The 15,340-nt window shown below is 57.3% G+C and carries 18 protein-coding genes; 8 read left to right on the top strand and 10 right to left on the bottom strand.

All coding sequences use genetic code 11. The features are described from left to right. A partial coding sequence (locus QMP16_RS16225) for a hypothetical protein (RefSeq protein WP_282153203.1) occupies positions 1 to 194 on the top strand: 194 nt, incomplete at its 5' end. Here the strand turns inward: QMP16_RS16225 and QMP16_RS16220 are convergent. Continuing rightward, positions 191 to 784, bottom strand: a complete 594-nt coding sequence (locus QMP16_RS16220) for a hypothetical protein (protein WP_058273249.1) — start codon at positions 782 to 784, stop codon at positions 191 to 193. The genes QMP16_RS16225 and QMP16_RS16220 overlap by 4 nt on opposite strands. Before the next feature lie 97 nt (positions 785 to 881). Beyond that, on the bottom strand, positions 882 to 3,230 hold the full coding sequence (locus tag QMP16_RS16215; RefSeq protein ID WP_282120875.1) for a DNA topoisomerase IV subunit A: 2,349 nt from the start codon (positions 3,228 to 3,230) through the stop codon (positions 882 to 884). Between the two features lie 215 nt (positions 3,231 to 3,445). On the opposite strand from QMP16_RS16215, the gene QMP16_RS16210 reads away from it, so the two are divergent. The 6 genes from QMP16_RS16210 (at position 3,446) to QMP16_RS16185 (ending at position 7,763) form a co-directional block, all read left to right on the top strand. Next, the gene (locus QMP16_RS16210; protein WP_261307855.1) at positions 3,446 to 4,057 is read left to right on the top strand and encodes an SH3 domain-containing protein; all 612 of its coding nucleotides are present in this window, start codon (positions 3,446 to 3,448) and stop codon (positions 4,055 to 4,057) included. A gap of 69 nt (positions 4,058 to 4,126) precedes the next feature. Continuing rightward, on the top strand, positions 4,127 to 4,954 hold the full coding sequence (locus QMP16_RS16205; RefSeq protein ID WP_058273251.1) for an SDR family NAD(P)-dependent oxidoreductase: 828 nt from the start codon (positions 4,127 to 4,129) through the stop codon (positions 4,952 to 4,954). Positions 4,955 to 5,034: 80 nt separating this feature from the next. Further along, entirely contained in the window at positions 5,035 to 5,238 is a 204-nt protein-coding gene (locus QMP16_RS16200) for a twin transmembrane helix small protein (protein WP_058273252.1), read from the top strand. Further along, entirely contained in the window at positions 5,239 to 5,811 is a 573-nt protein-coding gene (locus QMP16_RS16195; protein ID WP_058278922.1) for a cob(I)yrinic acid a,c-diamide adenosyltransferase, read from the top strand. It abuts the gene before it with no gap. Between the two features lie 264 nt (positions 5,812 to 6,075). After that, a complete protein-coding gene (locus QMP16_RS16190; protein ID WP_282153202.1) occupies positions 6,076 to 6,834 on the top strand; it encodes an electron transfer flavoprotein subunit beta/FixA family protein in 759 nt (252 codons plus the stop codon). After that, positions 6,834 to 7,763 carry an electron transfer flavoprotein subunit alpha/FixB family protein gene (locus QMP16_RS16185; RefSeq protein ID WP_058273255.1) on the top strand — a complete coding sequence of 310 codons (930 nt, stop codon included), beginning with the start codon at positions 6,834 to 6,836 and terminating at the stop codon, positions 7,761 to 7,763. Before QMP16_RS16190 ends, QMP16_RS16185 begins: the two co-directional genes overlap by 1 nt. Positions 7,764 to 7,827: 64 nt before the next feature. Here QMP16_RS16185 and QMP16_RS16180 read toward each other — a convergent pair whose 3' ends face one another. Next, the gene (locus QMP16_RS16180) at positions 7,828 to 8,649 is read right to left on the bottom strand and encodes a DUF6473 family protein (RefSeq protein WP_282153201.1); all 822 of its coding nucleotides are present in this window, start codon (positions 8,647 to 8,649) and stop codon (positions 7,828 to 7,830) included. A gap of 162 nt (positions 8,650 to 8,811) precedes the next feature. On the opposite strand from QMP16_RS16180, the gene QMP16_RS16175 reads away from it, so the two are divergent. Then, on the top strand, positions 8,812 to 9,687 hold the full coding sequence (locus tag QMP16_RS16175; RefSeq protein WP_282153200.1) for a 3-hydroxybutyryl-CoA dehydrogenase: 876 nt from the start codon (positions 8,812 to 8,814) through the stop codon (positions 9,685 to 9,687). Positions 9,688 to 9,737: 50 nt separating this feature from the next. Here QMP16_RS16175 and QMP16_RS16170 read toward each other — a convergent pair whose 3' ends face one another. The 7 genes from QMP16_RS16170 to QMP16_RS16140 are packed head-to-tail and all read right to left on the bottom strand — an operon-like array spanning position 9,738 to position 15,151. Beyond that, positions 9,738 to 10,637, bottom strand: a complete 900-nt coding sequence (locus tag QMP16_RS16170) for a lysophospholipid acyltransferase family protein (RefSeq protein ID WP_282153199.1) — start codon at positions 10,635 to 10,637, stop codon at positions 9,738 to 9,740. Positions 10,638 to 10,676: 39 nt separating this feature from the next. Continuing rightward, positions 10,677 to 10,946, bottom strand: a complete 270-nt coding sequence (locus QMP16_RS16165) for an HPr family phosphocarrier protein (RefSeq protein WP_058273259.1) — start codon at positions 10,944 to 10,946, stop codon at positions 10,677 to 10,679. Positions 10,947 to 10,963: 17 nt separating this feature from the next. Continuing rightward, positions 10,964 to 11,356 carry a PTS sugar transporter subunit IIA gene (locus QMP16_RS16160; RefSeq protein WP_108861263.1) on the bottom strand — a complete coding sequence of 131 codons (393 nt, stop codon included), beginning with the start codon at positions 11,354 to 11,356 and terminating at the stop codon, positions 10,964 to 10,966. Then, a complete protein-coding gene (rapZ, locus tag QMP16_RS16155) occupies positions 11,353 to 12,246 on the bottom strand; it encodes an RNase adapter RapZ (protein WP_282153198.1) in 894 nt (297 codons plus the stop codon). Before rapZ ends, QMP16_RS16160 begins: the two co-directional genes overlap by 4 nt. Beyond that, positions 12,231 to 12,701, bottom strand: a complete 471-nt coding sequence (locus QMP16_RS16150) for an HPr kinase/phosphorylase (protein ID WP_282153197.1) — start codon at positions 12,699 to 12,701, stop codon at positions 12,231 to 12,233. Before QMP16_RS16150 ends, rapZ begins: the two co-directional genes overlap by 16 nt. Before the next feature lie 3 nt (positions 12,702 to 12,704). After that, a complete protein-coding gene (locus QMP16_RS16145) occupies positions 12,705 to 14,414 on the bottom strand; it encodes a sensor histidine kinase (protein ID WP_282153196.1) in 1,710 nt (569 codons plus the stop codon). 32 nt (positions 14,415 to 14,446) lie between these two features. Then, positions 14,447 to 15,151, bottom strand: coding sequence for a response regulator transcription factor (locus QMP16_RS16140; RefSeq protein WP_170561191.1), 705 nt, complete (start codon positions 15,149 to 15,151; stop codon positions 14,447 to 14,449). Positions 15,152 to 15,340 lie beyond the last annotated feature (189 nt).

The raw sequence follows: 15,340 nt of genomic DNA, 5'->3' as shown, positions 1-15,340 counted from the left end.
GTCTTGCCGTGGTCAACGTGGCCAATCGTGCCGATGTTGACGTGCGGCTTATTACGCTCAAACTTTTCCTTTGCCATTCCTCAGGCGCCCTTTTGCGATTGGGGGGACCCGTGGTCCCGTGGTTACATCTGCGCGCGCGAGATATTTGGTTCAAAGGGGAAAATCAAGCACATCCTGCGTTAAAAGCTGGTTAAGACGCCGGATTTTGGGTGACCTCGACGGATTCCAACGGCTGGATCAGGTCGGGGCGCTTGTCGAACCAGCCGTTGTCCTTGTGTTCCTCGGCCAGCCATTCCTCGACACGATCGGCAACCTTGAGGGCCAAACCGTCCATTTGCTCTTCTCTGGTGCGGGTATGCCCGGATCCTGTAAGTGCGCTTTCACCGGTCGTGTCTTCAAGAACCTGGAACTGTTTGCCTTTAGCCAGAAACTCTTTTTTGCGCACGTCGTAAACATTCACCAGAACGATTGCCGTGCTTTTGGGGTTGTAGATCACCGGCACACCCGGAGGGGCCAGCATAAACCCCTCAAGACTGATTCCTATGTCGTATTCCTGGGCACCCTCATACCTGCCAAGCCGAATATTGACGGCGTTCTGAATAGCGTCTTCCCACTCTTTGGGCGTCGCTTCCCGCGACACTGGCCCCTTCCGGGCCTTTTCAGCAAAGGCATAATTTACGCGCAATTTGAATTCGCCCAGCGACTCAGGCTCTTCGTAAACCTGTGTCTGCGTACACGCGCCCATCAGGGCCAGTCCGGTAATCAGGGTCAAAGCTCGCAACATGTTCTCGTCTCGATATGCCTGTTTTTCTTTGATCTAGCGCAACGATACGGCTTGTGCCAAGCCGTATCGGCAGAAATCCACTTGCCTGCGCGCTTACTCACGAAAATTTATAGTCGCGCGGGAAACCATAAGGCGCTTTTTTCCCAACGCTGGCCCGTTTGGCCAGCCACTGTGACATGTCCGCCTCGTGCCGGGTCTTGTCACCGCCCATGGACCACCTCAGCCCCTCTTCCCAGTTGAAGGTCGTGATGTCGGACAGGCCACCATCCAGTTCCAGTGTCCCCTGTCGGCCGCGCGCCATATTGTATTTCTGCAGGCGTACGCCCTTACCGCGACCCATTTCGGGCAGCTCTTCCACTGGGAACACCAAGAACTTGCCGTTCTGCGACACAACCGCGACGTGATCGCCCGATACGGGCTTACAGATCATCGCCGTCTCGTCAGCTTTGACGTTCAGCACCTGCTTACCGTTGCGGGTCTGGGCCAACACGTCATCTTCGGGCACCATGAAACCGTTACCCGCGTCTGACGCCACCAACAGCTTGCGCCCTGGCTTGTGGATCAAGATGTCGATGATCTGTGCCTCATTCGGAAGATCGACCATCAGGCGCAGCGGTTCGCCCATACCGCGCCCACCCGGCAGATTGGCGGCGCTGAGCGTGTAGAATCGTCCGTTCGAGGCAAACACCAACAAGCGGTCAGTCGTCTCAGCGTGGAATATGAAACGCGGGCCGTCGCCGTCCTTGAACTTTAACTCGCGCTTAAGGTCGATGTGACCGGTCATAGCGCGAATCCAGCCCATCTGAGAGCAGACAACCGTGATCGGTTCTTTGTCGATCATTGCCTCAAGCGGAACTTCTTCAACCTGCCCGGCTTCGGCGAATTGGGTTCGGCGCGCGCCACCTTCATAGTCTTTGCCAAAGGTCTTCTTAGTCTCTTTCAACTGCTCGGCGATTTTGGCCCATTGCAGGGCCGGGTCGGCCAGCAGGTCTTCGAGATTGGCGCGTTCCAACATCAATGCGTCGCGCTCACGAACCAGTTCCATCTCTTCCAGACGGCGCAAGCTGCGTAGGCGCATGTTGAGGATCGCATCAACCTGAACCTCAGACAATTCGCCCTCGCCTGGCTTGGGCGATACATAGTCGGCCTCGCTGGTGGCGCGGATATGGTCGATGCCCCAATCCTCGCGCATCAACGCGGCTTTGGGGTCGTCGTCGTAGCGGATGATGTCGATCACACGATCCAGGTTCAGGAAAGCGACGATAAAGCCTTCCAACACCTCCAACCTGTGGTCGATCTTGGCCATACGGTGACGCGAACGGCGCAGCAGCACCTCTTGCCGGTGATCAAGGAAAGCGCGCAGCACTTCCTTCATCGAGCAGACCTTGGGCGTCACCCCGTCGATCAGCACGTTCATGTTCAGGCTGAATCGCACCTCAAGGTCCGAGCTGCGGTAGAGCATGCCCATCAAAACCTCAGGGTCCACGTTCTTGGAGCGCGGTTCGAGAATCAGGCGGATGTCATCTGCGGATTCGTCGCGTACGTCGGCAAGGATCGGGATTTTCTTGGTCTGGATCAGTTCCGCGATCTTTTCGATCAGTTTGGATTTCTGAACTTGATAAGGGATCTCGGTGACAATGATCTGCCACTGGCCGCGGCCCAGATCTTCGACCTCGTATTTGCACCGCAGACGGAAAGATCCACGCCCGGTTCGATAAGCCTGCGCAATATTCTCTGGGGGCTCGACGATAATGCCACCGGTCGGGAAGTCCGGACCCGGCACATAGTTCAGCAACGTATCATCGCGGGCATCCGGCACCTTGATCAGATGCAGACAGGCATCACACAGCTCGGCAATATTGTGCGGCGGGATGTTCGTTGCCATGCCCACCGCGATTCCGCTGGACCCATTGGCCAGCAGGTTCGGAAACTGCGCCGGCAGTACGACCGGCTCGGACAGAGTGCCATCATAGTTGTCGCGGAAATCGACGGCGTCTTCGTTCAGCCCCTCAAGCAACGCTTCGGCCACGATGGTCATCCGCGCCTCTGTGTAACGTGAGGCCGCCGGGTTATCACCGTCGATGTTGCCAAAGTTACCCTGCCCGTCGACCAGCGGGTAGCGAACGTTGAAATCCTGCGCCAGACGCGCCATCGCATCGTAGATCGCGGCATCGCCATGCGGGTGATAGTTACCCATCACGTCGCCGGAAATCTTCGCGGATTTACGGAACCCGCCCGTTGCGCTGAGTCGAAGCTCGCGCATCGCATAGAGGATTCGCCTGTGCACAGGCTTCAGCCCATCGCGCGCATCAGGCAATGCCCGGTGCATGATGGTGGACAGCGCATAGGTCAGATAGCGTTCGCCAATCGCGCGGCGCAGCGGTTCAGCTATCTCGCCCCCATTGTCGGGGGCCTCCATATTGGGGTCGTCGATCGTATCGTTCATATATGATGTGATACGCCGCAAGCGCGCGCTGGTAAAGCAATCAGCTTAGATTTTGCTGGGGACAAGTCGCGCTTTTTGCAACAGGGGGAGACAAGTCCCGGAATTCCCCCGGTTTTCGACTCGGACCGCGAAATATGGTAGGCTGTCTTCATTAGACTGCTGCCAAAGACTGCTGCCAATTTCTTGTACCTGACGATTGACTTGGGGGATGCGCCATGACGCGCCTTATTATTTTGACTTTCACCGCACTTGGCTGGTGTTTTTACGTTATGAGCGGCGGACCAGATTTCGAACCGCGCGGCTTGCGGAGCGATCAACCCGTGCGCGTTGCTTCTGTACCCCAACCTGCGGAGGTAGCACCCACCCGGGTAGAAGAACTTGTGACCAGTGTGGCCGTACGGGCTCCGACCGTGCGTGCTCAACCCCAACCTGAACCCGAAGAGATCGTGCAAATCGTGGCCGAACCAGCCAGCCTTCAGTCTCTGTCCGGCATCTCGGTGTTCGATGATCAGAGCGCAAACATCACGCTTGCTTCGCTGGAAGACGGCGTAGCGGGATTGCGTCAGACCGATGATGCGCCCCTGCCGGAAACATCAGAGGCCGCGGCGATTCCCGAACCTGAAAAAGACATCCGCGAAATCTCGGGAACGCGGGTGAACATGCGCGATGGGCCCGGCACCATATACCCAATTGTCGGCAAAGCGGCCATCGGACAAAAGGTCGAAGTACTGAGCGATTCCGGAACCGGCTGGCTGCGCCTGCGCGTGTTGCCCGCGCAACAGGTCGGTTGGATTTCCGCCTCACTGGTTCGAAAAATTCAAAACTGACGCTGCACCGTCATTGTCCTGACCCTCACCTCGCAATAGCTTTGGCCTGAATTGAAGGTCAGGAAGATCATGCAGAAAACCATTCTTATCACCGGCTGCTCGTCCGGCATCGGTCTGGACGCGGCACACGGTATGCGTGCGCGCGGCTGGCGTGTCTTTGCATCCTGTCGCCAGCAGCGTGATTGCGACCGGCTGCGCGCGCAAGGCTTTGAAAGCCCGCGCATCGACTATACCGACGCCGCAAGTATCGCCTCGGGCCTGACCGAAGTGCTTGAGGCCACCGGAGGTACGCTGGATGCGCTGTTCAACAACGGAGCGCACGGCTTGCCAGGCGCAGTTGAAGATCTGCCGACCGAAGGGCTCCGCGCGATATTCGAGGCCAACTTTTTTGGCTGGCATGAACTGACACGGCTGGTGATTCCAGTCATGCGCGCGCAGGGGCACGGACGAATCGTTCAGAATTCGTCGGTTCTGGGCCTGGTGGCCTTCCCATGGCGCGGCGCATATGTCGCCACAAAGTATGCCATTGAAGGTCTTACCGACACGCTGCGTCTTGAACTTGCCGGAACGAATATCAAGGCCATCCTGATCGAACCCGGCCCAATCACGTCGAAAATCCGCGAGAATTCGATCCCCTTCTTTGAACGTTTCATCAACTGGGAGAACTCGGCCCTGCGCGAAAAATACGAGGCTTCGCTGTTGAAAAGACTGTACGAATCCTCAGGCCCGGATCGTTTCGAACTGCCTGCATCAGCGGTGACCGACAAGCTGGCCCATGCGGTTGAATCAAAAAGGCCGCGCGCGCGCTACTATGTCACTACGCCAACCTATATCGCCGGATATCTGCGCCGCCTTTTGCCCACCCGCACCATCGACCGCATTCTGTCCGACGTCTGAGGCGAAATTACCCGTTCGCTTTTCATGTACATGAGGCTAGATGATAGCCAAACGAAACATGAAACGCGGACGGTGTGCTTATGGACCTTTTGATGGTCATTTTGCTGTTGGCCATGGCGGCGGTCGTCGTCGTGCTGGCGATCGGCATCTCCAATTTCGGCAAAAGCGGCAAAGCTGCTGCGATGAAAAGCAACAAGATGATGCGCCTTCGCATCCTGTTCCAGTTCATTGCTGTGGTGCTGATCGTGCTCTACGTCTACCTGCGCGGACAAGGAGCTCAATAAATGGTCGTTCTGAACAAGATTTACACCCGCACCGGCGATGATGGAAAAACTGCGCTGGGCAACGGCGAACGGGTCGCCAAGTATTCTGGTCGCGTGGCCGCGTATGGGACCGTTGACGAACTGAACGCTTTTGTTGGCGTTGCTCGGACCGAGGCGGAAGGCGACGTCGATGCCGCCCTGGCGCGCATTCAAAACGACCTGTTCGATCTGGGCGCAGATTTCTGTCGCCCCGACATGGAAAAAGACGCCGAGGCGGACTACCCGCCCCTGCGCATCGTTGCATCTCAGATCGATCGGTTGGAGGCGGAGATTGACGTGATGAACGAAACGCTAGAGCCGCTGCGCAGCTTCATCTTGCCCGGCGGGTCGCGTCTGGCAGCGAATCTGCATGTCTGCAGAACCGTATCCCGCCGCGCCGAACGCCTCGCGGTCGAATTGACCAACATGGAGCCCGTGAACGCAGTCGCGGTGAAATACCTCAATCGTCTGAGTGACTGGTTTTTTGTTGCCGCCCGCTGCGCCAACGAAAACGGCACTGCGGACGTTTTGTGGGTTCCGGGCGCAAACCGCTGAAGTTGGCGCGGGATCCGGCGAACCCTGCAGCGACCAACAAAGCAAAACCCCAGCCAAACGGGTGGGGTCCAAGACTCTGGAACCGGCCACCAAAGCAATAAAATTTCACGCCGTTGCGTCAAAATACATGAAACGCGACGTCTCAAGTTCATGACGTGACGATTTTGCCCTGTTGCAGCGTGAACTGAGACGCTATTCAGTCCCCCGAGAGCATTGGTGGAGTCGCTTCGCGGCTTACCGTTTTTTGTGAGGAGCAAGCGCAAAATGAAGGTACTCGTGCCTGTCAAACGCGTGATTGACTATAATGTGAAAGTTCGCGTGAAAGCGGACGGTAGCGGTGTTGATCTCGCCAATGTCAAAATGTCGATGAACCCGTTCGACGAAATCGCTGTGGAAGAAGCGATTCGCCTGAAAGAAGCAGGCAAGGCTGACGAAATCGTTGCGGTTTCGATTGGCGTCAAGCAATCGCAGGAAACCCTGCGCACCGCACTGGCCATGGGCGCTGACCGCGCCATTCTGGTTGTTGCTGCCGATGACGTCCATCAAGACATCGAACCGCTGGCCGTTGCCAAGATCCTGGCCAAAGTGGTCGAGGAAGAGCAACCCGGCATCGTTTTGGCTGGTAAGCAAGCGATCGACAACGACATGAACGCTACCGGTCAGATGCTGTCGGGCCTGCTGGGCTGGTCGCAAGGCACCTTCGCGTCCGAGCTGGACATCGAAGGCGACAACGCCAAGATCACCCGTGAGGTTGACGGCGGTCTGCAGACCATCAGCGTCAAGATGCCGACCATCGTCACTGTTGACCTGCGCTTGAACGAGCCGCGCTATGCGTCTCTGCCGAACATCATGAAGGCGAAGAAAAAGCCGCTGGACGAGAAAACCGCCGCCGATTACGGCGTCGACGTCACCCCGCGTCTGGAAGTTGTCAAAACCGAAGAGCCGCCGGCACGTGCTGCTGGTATCGTCGTCGGCTCGGTTGATGAGCTGGTCGAGAAACTCAAAGAAGCGGGGGCTGTGTAATGGCTGTTCTTCTTCTCGCAGAAGTCAACAACGGCGAACTGGCGATGGACGCCACCGCCAAAGCTGTCACGGCCGCAAAGGCACTGGGTGACATCACCGTTTTGGCCGCGGGCGGTTCTGCCGCTGCTGCCGGTGAAGCTGCCGCCAAGATCGACGGTGTGTCCAAGGTACTGGTTGCCGAAGACGCGTCGCTGGGTCACCGCCTGGCTGAATCGACCGCGGCCCTGATCGTCGGTCTGGCTGATGGTTATGAGCACATCGTTGCTCCTGCCACCACCGACGCCAAGAACGTGATGCCGCGCGTTGCAGCCCTGCTGGACGCGATGGTGATCTCGGATGCATCTGGCGTGGTTGACGGCTCGACTTTTGAGCGTCCGATCTATGCGGGCAACGCGATCCAGACCGTGAAGTCACACGATGCCAAAAAAGTCGTCACCTTCCGTACGGCGTCCTTTGACGCGGCTGGCGAAGGCGGCTCGGCTGCGGTTGAGACCATCTCGGTCGGTGACAACCCAGGTCTATCGTCATGGGTCGAGGACAAGGTTGCCGCAAGCGACCGTCCGGAACTGACTTCGGCTGGCGTTGTTGTCTCGGGCGGCCGTGGTGTCGGCTCGGAAGAGGACTTCAAACTGATCGAAGGTCTGGCTGACAAGCTGGGCGCCGCTGTTGGCGCATCGCGCGCCGCCGTGGACTCGGGCTATGCACCGAACGACTGGCAGGTCGGTCAGACCGGTAAAGTTGTTGCACCCGACCTGTATGTCGCGATCGGCATTTCGGGCGCGATTCAGCACCTGGCTGGTATGAAAGACTCGAAAGTCATCGTTGCGATCAACAAGGACGAAGAAGCGCCGATCTTCCAGGTTGCGGATTTTGGGCTGGTTGCAGATCTGTTCCAGGCCGTACCCGAACTGACGGAGAAACTCGGCTAACCGCTGGCTTAGCTTTTTCATCGCGAAATTTTGAAAGGCCCGCCAATTGGCGGGCCTTTTTTTATTAATGCAGATTGCGTATTGGCCCCATCAAAGCTGCCGCAATCGCCCGATGGGCAGCTGGGCCAATCATGTGCTCTGCCATTGGTTGTTGCATTGTGCCGAACAACATGTCCTCAATCTCGTCAGACTGACCGCACACCTGGGTTTTGACGTTGACGATATCCGTACAGGATTTGCCATCGACCTGGATCATCTGATCCGTTACGTCGACATCAGCGAAGTCAATGTGATGCGCGCCCACTTCTCCTCGAAGGACCTGCAGCCGCAAGAGGATCACCGGGGTTTCTAGGCCTTGCAAAAATTTACCGATCTTCCGAACCCAGTTTCGGCGCAGTTCGTCCAGAACAACTTCGATGCGCGCGTCGCGAACCTTTTGCAGGCAGCTCATCAGGTGGCGCACGAAATGAACCTCGGTGAAGTCAATTTCGGGATACAGGCTGATCAAATCCTTCGTTGGCGCCAAAAACCGATCGTTGCGCCTGGAATGAACGCGATAAAATTGGTTGGACTGCCCAAGAAGCCCTGGCGCCTGCATGACGCAGAGATCTGCGCCCCTTAGCAAATTGCACAACCCCATGTCATCGCACAACGCGTCAACGCCGCTGAACAGGCATCCAAAGTTCAGAACGCGTCTTTCAAGCCGGTCTTCGAGAATAGCTGAGAATGGTCGGTCGACGAATCGCCCAAATGTCTCATCCCCGCCAACGCAAGCTGCGTAGGGTTGATCCAGAACACGCCGAGCACCGCGAAACCACAGCCGCGATCCGTCATATTGGCAAACCTCATGCCCGGGTCCCCCCGAGCCTGTTTGATGATAGCTCATATCACTCACCCATATTTCACCCGGTTGCCATCGTGCATCCGCAAGTCTTGAGAAAATCCTAATGTGCGCATTTGAAGCAAAATCGAACTGTCGGATCCCCTTGCCGCCCGCCCCGATCTGTCGATACTGTCGCCGTATCCCGAGACACAAAGGCACCTGAACATGGATGTAAAATCGGTCGGAGTGATTGGCGCAGGTCAGATGGGCAATGGCATTGCTCATGTTCTGGCGCTGGCGGAGTATGACGTTCTGCTGAACGATGTCTCGCAGGACGCGCTGGACAGCGCCGTGGCGACGATTGAAGGCAATCTGGCCCGACAGGCATCAAAAGGCAAAATCTCGGGCGAAATGATGCAAGCCACACTGAGCCGGATCAACACGACGTTGGAGCTGCCCCAGTTGGGTCAGACCGATCTGGTGATCGAAGCCGCAACCGAGCGGGAAGCAATCAAACAGGCGATTTTCGAGGACCTGCAGCCGCATCTTCTGCCCCATACGATTCTGACATCCAACACGTCCTCAATCTCGATTACCCGCCTGGCCAGCCGAACAGATCGGCCGGAACGCTTCATGGGGTTCCACTTTATGAATCCGGTGCCCGTGATGCAGCTGGTCGAGCTGATCCGGGGGATTGCCACGGATGAAGAGACGTTCAAATCGTGTAAGGCGGTTGTGGACCGGCTTGGCAAAACCGCAGCAAGCGCGGAAGACTTCCCGGCCTTCATAGTGAATCGCATTCTGATGCCGATGATCAATGAGGCTGTCTACACCCTCTACGAAGGGGTCGGCAGCGTGCAGTCGATTGACCAATCGATGCGGCTGGGTGCAAACCACCCGATGGGGCCGCTGGAGCTGGCCGATTTCATCGGGCTGGACACGTGTCTGGCGATCATGAACGTGTTGCATGACGGATTGGCAGACACCAAGTACCGGCCCTGTCCACTGTTGACGAAATACGTCGAAGCCGGGTGGTTGGGCCGCAAGACCGAACGCGGGTTTTATGACTACAGAGGTGAAACACCGGTCCCAACGCGCTAGAGGGGGCCAGCCCCCTCGCCCAGGATATTTTATGCCAGAAGAAGAGCGGATCAGGGATTGCGTGATTTACCAAGCGCCATTGTGCGCTTTCTGAGCCACGCCATGAAACCGCGCGGATCACTTTCCAGCAGCTTCATATCCTCGTCCGAAATCGGCTCGCCAATCACCGGAGATTGCGGTTTGTTGCAAGAGCGGACGATCTCATGCAACAGTAGCCCCTGTCGTAGGATCGGCGACAGCTTGTTGGCAATCTGATAGGCGCGCGAATTGCTGCCGGGGAAGAAAATCGGGACCACCTGCGCGCCGGATCGGCGGATCATCTTGGCGGTAAACACATTCCATTCCTGCTCTTGCGCAGGACCGAACCAGTCATCCGAAGACATCACCACACCTGACGGGAACAGAGCAACAACGCCACCTTCCTTCAGGTGTTCCATCGCCTTGCCGCGCATCTCAAGCATTTTGGTTTGCGCTTCGGGGTCGTGTGGAAAGGGAACCGGGATCATGAACGAGGTCGCGGCCTCATCCAGTCCGGTCAGGACCGAGCGGGTCAGAATACGGTAATCATTGCGAACCTGCCCGATCAGTTCGGCCAATATCATACCGTCGACCATGCCATGCGGGTGGTTGGCCACGACGATCACAGGCCCTTCTTTCGGGATATTTGCATATTGGTCCTGCGGAGTGGTCAGGTTGATCCCCATGACCTCAAGCGCACCGCCCCAGAACCGCTGGCCACGATAGTATTCGTTCTTTTTCTCGAACTTGTTGACCATCCGAAGAATGGTTAGCTTACCCGTACACCATTCGATGGCGCGGATAGCTGTAGACGTCCAGGCATCGTCGAAGGAATTCGCATAGGTCAGGGTCCTACGATCATAGATTTCGCCCTGATCTTCCGTCCCGTCCACCACCGGGCCTGTCTTGGTCTCGTGCGTCGTTTGCGCCAATTCCTGGTTTTCCCGTTCTTCGTATCGCGACTGGCAGGATCAGAACCCTTCCCCAAACTTTCCGTTCACAAGGGTTTCCAATGCATCCGCCAACGCCTCAGCATCCGGTCCGGACGTCTCGACGTCAATAGTCGTTCCGCGAGACGCTGCCAACATCAAAAGACCCATGATGCTGTCCCCTGATGCAGAAAGTCCGTCTTTGGACACCTCTGCCTGCGCGTCAAACCCCTCAACTACTTCGACCAGCTTAGCCGAGGCGCGGGCGTGCAGGCCTTTTTCATTGATTATTTTCAAGCTTCGGTTGGTCATTCTTAATCAATCCGGTCTTAATCTAACGTCACGTTTTGGGCATTGATATATTTGCGTCCAGCCTCCATCGCCCGCCGGACCGCATCCCCGATCGGCAGGTGGCGACTTTTGGCCAATTTAATCAGCATAGGCAGATTTGCACCGTAAAGAATACGCCGATCCTGCGGCGCACAGGCCTTCAGACTTAGATTCGACGGGCTGCCGCCGAATAGATCCGTGACTACAACCACACCGTCGCCGACATCGACACCGTCAGCGGCGGTGCAGATTTCTGACTGCTTGGCTTCCCGGTCGTGGTCAGCCTCAATCGAGATTGCGGCCAGGCCCGGTTGATTTCCGACAACATGCTGCATTGCGGCCAGATATTCCTGAGCCAGCCCGCCATGTGCTACGAGTACGATCCCGATCAATCCAGCCTCTCATTCAACGATCGACGTTCCATTTCGCGGTGCCTAATTGCCACTTGCTGCCCTTCCTGTGCAAGGGCCTTTGCGACCGCTTCCGCAGTTGCGACCGATCTGTGTTGCCCTCCAGTACACCCGAAGGCCACCGAGAGATGCGCTTTGCCTTCGGCGCGGTAGGCCGGAAGCAACAATTTCAGCAGATCGACAACACGGTCAAAAAACGGCGCGTAATTCGCGTCAGACTGTACATAGCGCGCCACGTCCTGGTTTCGACCATCTTCGGCTCGCAATTCCGGACGCCAGTAGGGATTCGCCAGAAACCTGCAATCAAAAACCATGTCCAATCCGTGCGGCAAGCCGCGTTTGTACGAAAAAGATTCGATGGATACCGCCAGATGTCGACCGCCTTCCGGAGCGAACCAATGCTCGACCTCATTGCGTAGCTGGTGAACGTTAATCTGGCTGGTGTCGATCAGAATGTCCGCAATTTCTCTGATTGGGGCCAACAGCTCTTTTTCCTGCAATACACCGGCTTCAGGACCTGAATCGGCTGCAACCGGATGGCGTCTTCGGGTTTCCGAAAACCGCCGCAGCAGCACTTCGTTTCGACAATCCAAATAGAGAACCGTCAGCTCGACCTGCTCGGTCCGCCGCAGCCGCATAACAAGATCAATGAACCCGATGGTCGAGAAATCGCGATTTCGGGCATCGATGCCCAACGCCATTGGCCGATCGTTTTCCGGACCGTCCAGCAAGCGCATCAAAAGGCCCATCGGAAAATTGTCGATGGCTTCGAACCCCAAGTCTTCAAGCACCCGGATCGCCGTTGTCCGCCCAGCACCCGAAGGGCCGGTAATCAGAACGATCCGCCGCTGTTGTTTCATTTGCTGGGCCATTCCGGGTTCACGCGCCCCATTTTCATCAGTTGCATCAATGCCGAAGCCAAGTTGGGAACGCCGCGCCCGCGAAGCAAGGGCACAGTTTGCCCAAGGGCTCGGATCGAGATCGGATCTGGCAAACGTGCTTCTTCCCGCTGGTCCAGATCCACCACATAGCGCAAGCCAACTGGTCCTACGGGTGGCGCGCGCAACAATCCGATACCGCGGGCCTCAATAACGCCGCGGATATTTGGGATCGCATCAGCAGTCACTTCACCGCCGTTATTGCGTAAAGCCACGCGGTCATCGCCGACAAGTTCAGCACCCAGCGCCATCATCTGCAAGACCAGCGCGGATTTTCCCGCCCCTGACGCGCCAACAACAAGCAGACCGCGCCCGCCAACGGCCACGCAGCTAGCGTGGAGTATGGCACTGTCCTGTTTTTCCAGATCATAGATTGACGGGGCACTCATGATTTACACGGGCAAACCGACTACAAAGCGCGCGCCTAGTGGGTCCGAGGTGATATCGGCATCGGTTGGCCGGATGTTTTCGGCCCAGATCACACCACCATGCGCTTCGACAATCTGCTTGGAGATTGCCAACCCCAGGCCCGAGTTATTTCCGAAGTGCTCGGCGGGACGCTCGGAATAGAATCTTTTGAAGACCTTGGTCAGGGCCTGCTCCGGAATACCGGGACCGGTGTCCTCGACCACGACCAGCACCCTGTTTTCGCGCCGCCGGACCCAGACACGAATCGCATCGCCTTCCTCGCAAAACGAGGTGGCATTGGCGATCAGGTTGACAAAGACCTGCGCCAGTCGCGCCTCCAGCCCGTTGATTATGATCGGATTGGACGGCAGATCGGTTATATAGTCGATCCCCTTGGCCCGTGCATCTTCACCCAGATGCTGGCTGATATTTCCAACCAGCTTCACCAGATCAAACGGCTGTTCTTCTTCCTTGACCAGCTCGGCATCCAGACGGGACGCGTTCGAGATATCGCTGACCAGACGGTCCAGGCGGCGAACGTCATGTTCGATCACACCCATCAGTTTTTCACGTTGGTCATCGCGTTTGACCATTCGTAACGTTCCCACAGCAGATTGAAGGCTGGCCAGAGGGTTCTTGATTTCGTGCGCGACATCAGCGGCGAACTGTTCGTTCGCGTCAATTCTGTTGTACAGCGCGGTCACCATGCCCCGCAGCGCGCGGCTTAGCAGACCGATTTCATCCGGACGCGCGGTCAGGTCGGGGATGCGGATACGGCCGGGGTTCACTCCGGCGCCCCGGTCCTTACCCAGTTCGGCGGCTGCCGCAAGATCCGCCAACGGGTTTGCGATGGTTGAGGCGAGAACAAGGCTAAGTCCGATCGACACAAGAAGCGCGACAACAAACATCTGAAGGATGCGCTCCTGCTCGCGACGGGCGAGGGCGTCAATTTCCCCGGATGGACCGGCCATGGCAACGGCCCCTACCGCGACGCCATCTTGCAGGATCGGGGCGGCTGCAACGATGACCGTTTCGCCAAAATCATCCTTTACGGCTTGCACCTGCATCTGCCCCTGCAGCGCGCCGGGAACTATGGTCTGGACCCGTTGCGCCAATGTAGGCGCTTCGCTGGGTTCTGTGGTGGTGAACACGCGCGACAAGCCCGTCCACACGGCGTTCAAGGCGTCGCTGATCAAGGTACTGCCGGTCTGAACCTCGGACTCGGACGCCAACAGCGCCTGCTCGGATGCTGCGCCACGCGCCCATCCAATCAGAGTTCCCCGCTCGTCATAGACAAAGACTTCGCCCCCTTGGGGCAGGGTGAGGCCCTCCAGCGTGTCCTTTACGTCCAGTGCGCCGGCATCCTGCGACAGGCCGGACGCTGTTTGGCGCAGTTGTGCTTCGAACACGTTGCTGACCAGTTGCGCATCCCCGATCAGGTTGCGCGCGGTCTGCTGAACCTGCTCATCGCGGGAATCGTCCAGATATAGCAACCCGGTGACCAGCGTCACCAAGGCGATCAAGTTGAGCGTGATGATCTTGCGCGCAAGCGGCGAGCCGCGCATTGCAAACAGGCCGCGCCGGCGGCGCGCGTGCCGAAGTTCGGCTGACTCGGGATCCTGTGGGATGACCCAATCATCCCCCAGAACGACATCACCGTCCCGCAATTCGCTGGCTTGTTCTGTATCGCGCACGAGACCCGGTTACCCCTAGTATATGGCCACGCCTATTCTTCGTTGTACCTGTACCCAATTCCGTACAGTGTTTCGATCGCCGAAAACTCGGGATCTGCGGCGCGCATTTTCTTGCGCAGTCGCTTAATGTGACTGTCGATCGTACGGTCGTCCACATAGACCTGATCGTCATAAGCCACATCCATCAGCTGATCGCGGCTTTTGACAAAACCCGGACGCTGAGCCAACGCTTGCAACAACAGAAACTCGGTGACGGTCAAAGAAACGTCCGAACCCTTCCAGCTGACAGCGTGGCGCAGGGGATCCATCCGCAGATCGCCGCGCTCCATCACCTTGGCGTCACCTGTGTTGGCGGTTGTCACATCGCCAGTTGTCGCCTCTTGCCGGCGCAGCAGTGCGCGGATGCGTTCAACCAATAGACGCTGAGAAAAAGGCTTCTTGACGTAGTCGTCCGCGCCCATGCGAAGGCCGAGAACCTCGTCAATTTCGTCGTCCTTGGATGTAAGGAAAATCACCGGCATCTGGGTTTTCTGCCGCAGCCGCTGCAACAGGTCCATCCCGTCCATCCGTGGCATCTTTATGTCCAGAACAGCCATATCGGGCAGTTTCTTGTTGAAAGCGTCCAGCGCTGCCTGCCCATCATTATAAGTCTCAACCTCGAACCCTTCGGCTTCGAGCGTCATGGATACGGACGTCAGAATATTTCTGTCGTCGTCCACCAATGCAATCTTCGACATCGGGTTAACCCCTATTCCTGCTCACTCACGCAATAATTCGCTTATTAGTAGGGCATCTTTGTCGTTTTTATGGCCGCGAATCAATCCGTATCTGCGAATCGTGCGATTGTTGTCACACAGATGCGGCAAAAAAGCCGTTAAAACGCGCGTAAAAGCGCCTTGTTTTCTGGCGGGAAATTAGTGGTGGCG

This window comes from Ruegeria atlantica (assembly GCF_947495585.1).
Lineage (GTDB): Bacteria > Pseudomonadota > Alphaproteobacteria > Rhodobacterales > Rhodobacteraceae > Ruegeria > Ruegeria atlantica_G.
This window is presented reverse-complemented; position numbering and strand designations above follow the sequence as displayed.

What these genes read in the sequence shown, in the direction of transcription:
- QMP16_RS16220 (WP_058273249.1), bottom strand. Translation starts at nt 784, where the DNA reads ATGTTGCGAGCTTTGACCCTGATTACCGGACTGGCCCTGATGGGCGCG.
- QMP16_RS16215 (WP_282120875.1), bottom strand. Translation starts at nt 3,230, where the DNA reads ATGAACGATACGATCGACGACCCCAATATGGAGGCCCCCGACAATGGG.
- QMP16_RS16210 (WP_261307855.1), top strand. Translation starts at nt 3,446, where the DNA reads ATGACGCGCCTTATTATTTTGACTTTCACCGCACTTGGCTGGTGTTTT.
- QMP16_RS16205 (WP_058273251.1), top strand. Translation starts at nt 4,127, where the DNA reads ATGCAGAAAACCATTCTTATCACCGGCTGCTCGTCCGGCATCGGTCTG.
- QMP16_RS16200 (WP_058273252.1), top strand. Translation starts at nt 5,035, where the DNA reads ATGGACCTTTTGATGGTCATTTTGCTGTTGGCCATGGCGGCGGTCGTC.
- QMP16_RS16195 (WP_058278922.1), top strand. Translation starts at nt 5,239, where the DNA reads ATGGTCGTTCTGAACAAGATTTACACCCGCACCGGCGATGATGGAAAA.
- QMP16_RS16190 (WP_282153202.1), top strand. Translation starts at nt 6,076, where the DNA reads ATGAAGGTACTCGTGCCTGTCAAACGCGTGATTGACTATAATGTGAAA.
- QMP16_RS16185 (WP_058273255.1), top strand. Translation starts at nt 6,834, where the DNA reads ATGGCTGTTCTTCTTCTCGCAGAAGTCAACAACGGCGAACTGGCGATG.
- QMP16_RS16180 (WP_282153201.1), bottom strand. Translation starts at nt 8,649, where the DNA reads ATGAGCTATCATCAAACAGGCTCGGGGGGACCCGGGCATGAGGTTTGC.
- QMP16_RS16175 (WP_282153200.1), top strand. Translation starts at nt 8,812, where the DNA reads ATGGATGTAAAATCGGTCGGAGTGATTGGCGCAGGTCAGATGGGCAAT.
- QMP16_RS16165 (WP_058273259.1), bottom strand. Translation starts at nt 10,946, where the DNA reads ATGACCAACCGAAGCTTGAAAATAATCAATGAAAAAGGCCTGCACGCC.
- rapZ (WP_282153198.1), bottom strand. Translation starts at nt 12,246, where the DNA reads ATGGCCCAGCAAATGAAACAACAGCGGCGGATCGTTCTGATTACCGGC.
- QMP16_RS16150 (WP_282153197.1), bottom strand. Translation starts at nt 12,701, where the DNA reads ATGAGTGCCCCGTCAATCTATGATCTGGAAAAACAGGACAGTGCCATA.
- QMP16_RS16140 (WP_170561191.1), bottom strand. Translation starts at nt 15,151, where the DNA reads ATGTCGAAGATTGCATTGGTGGACGACGACAGAAATATTCTGACGTCC.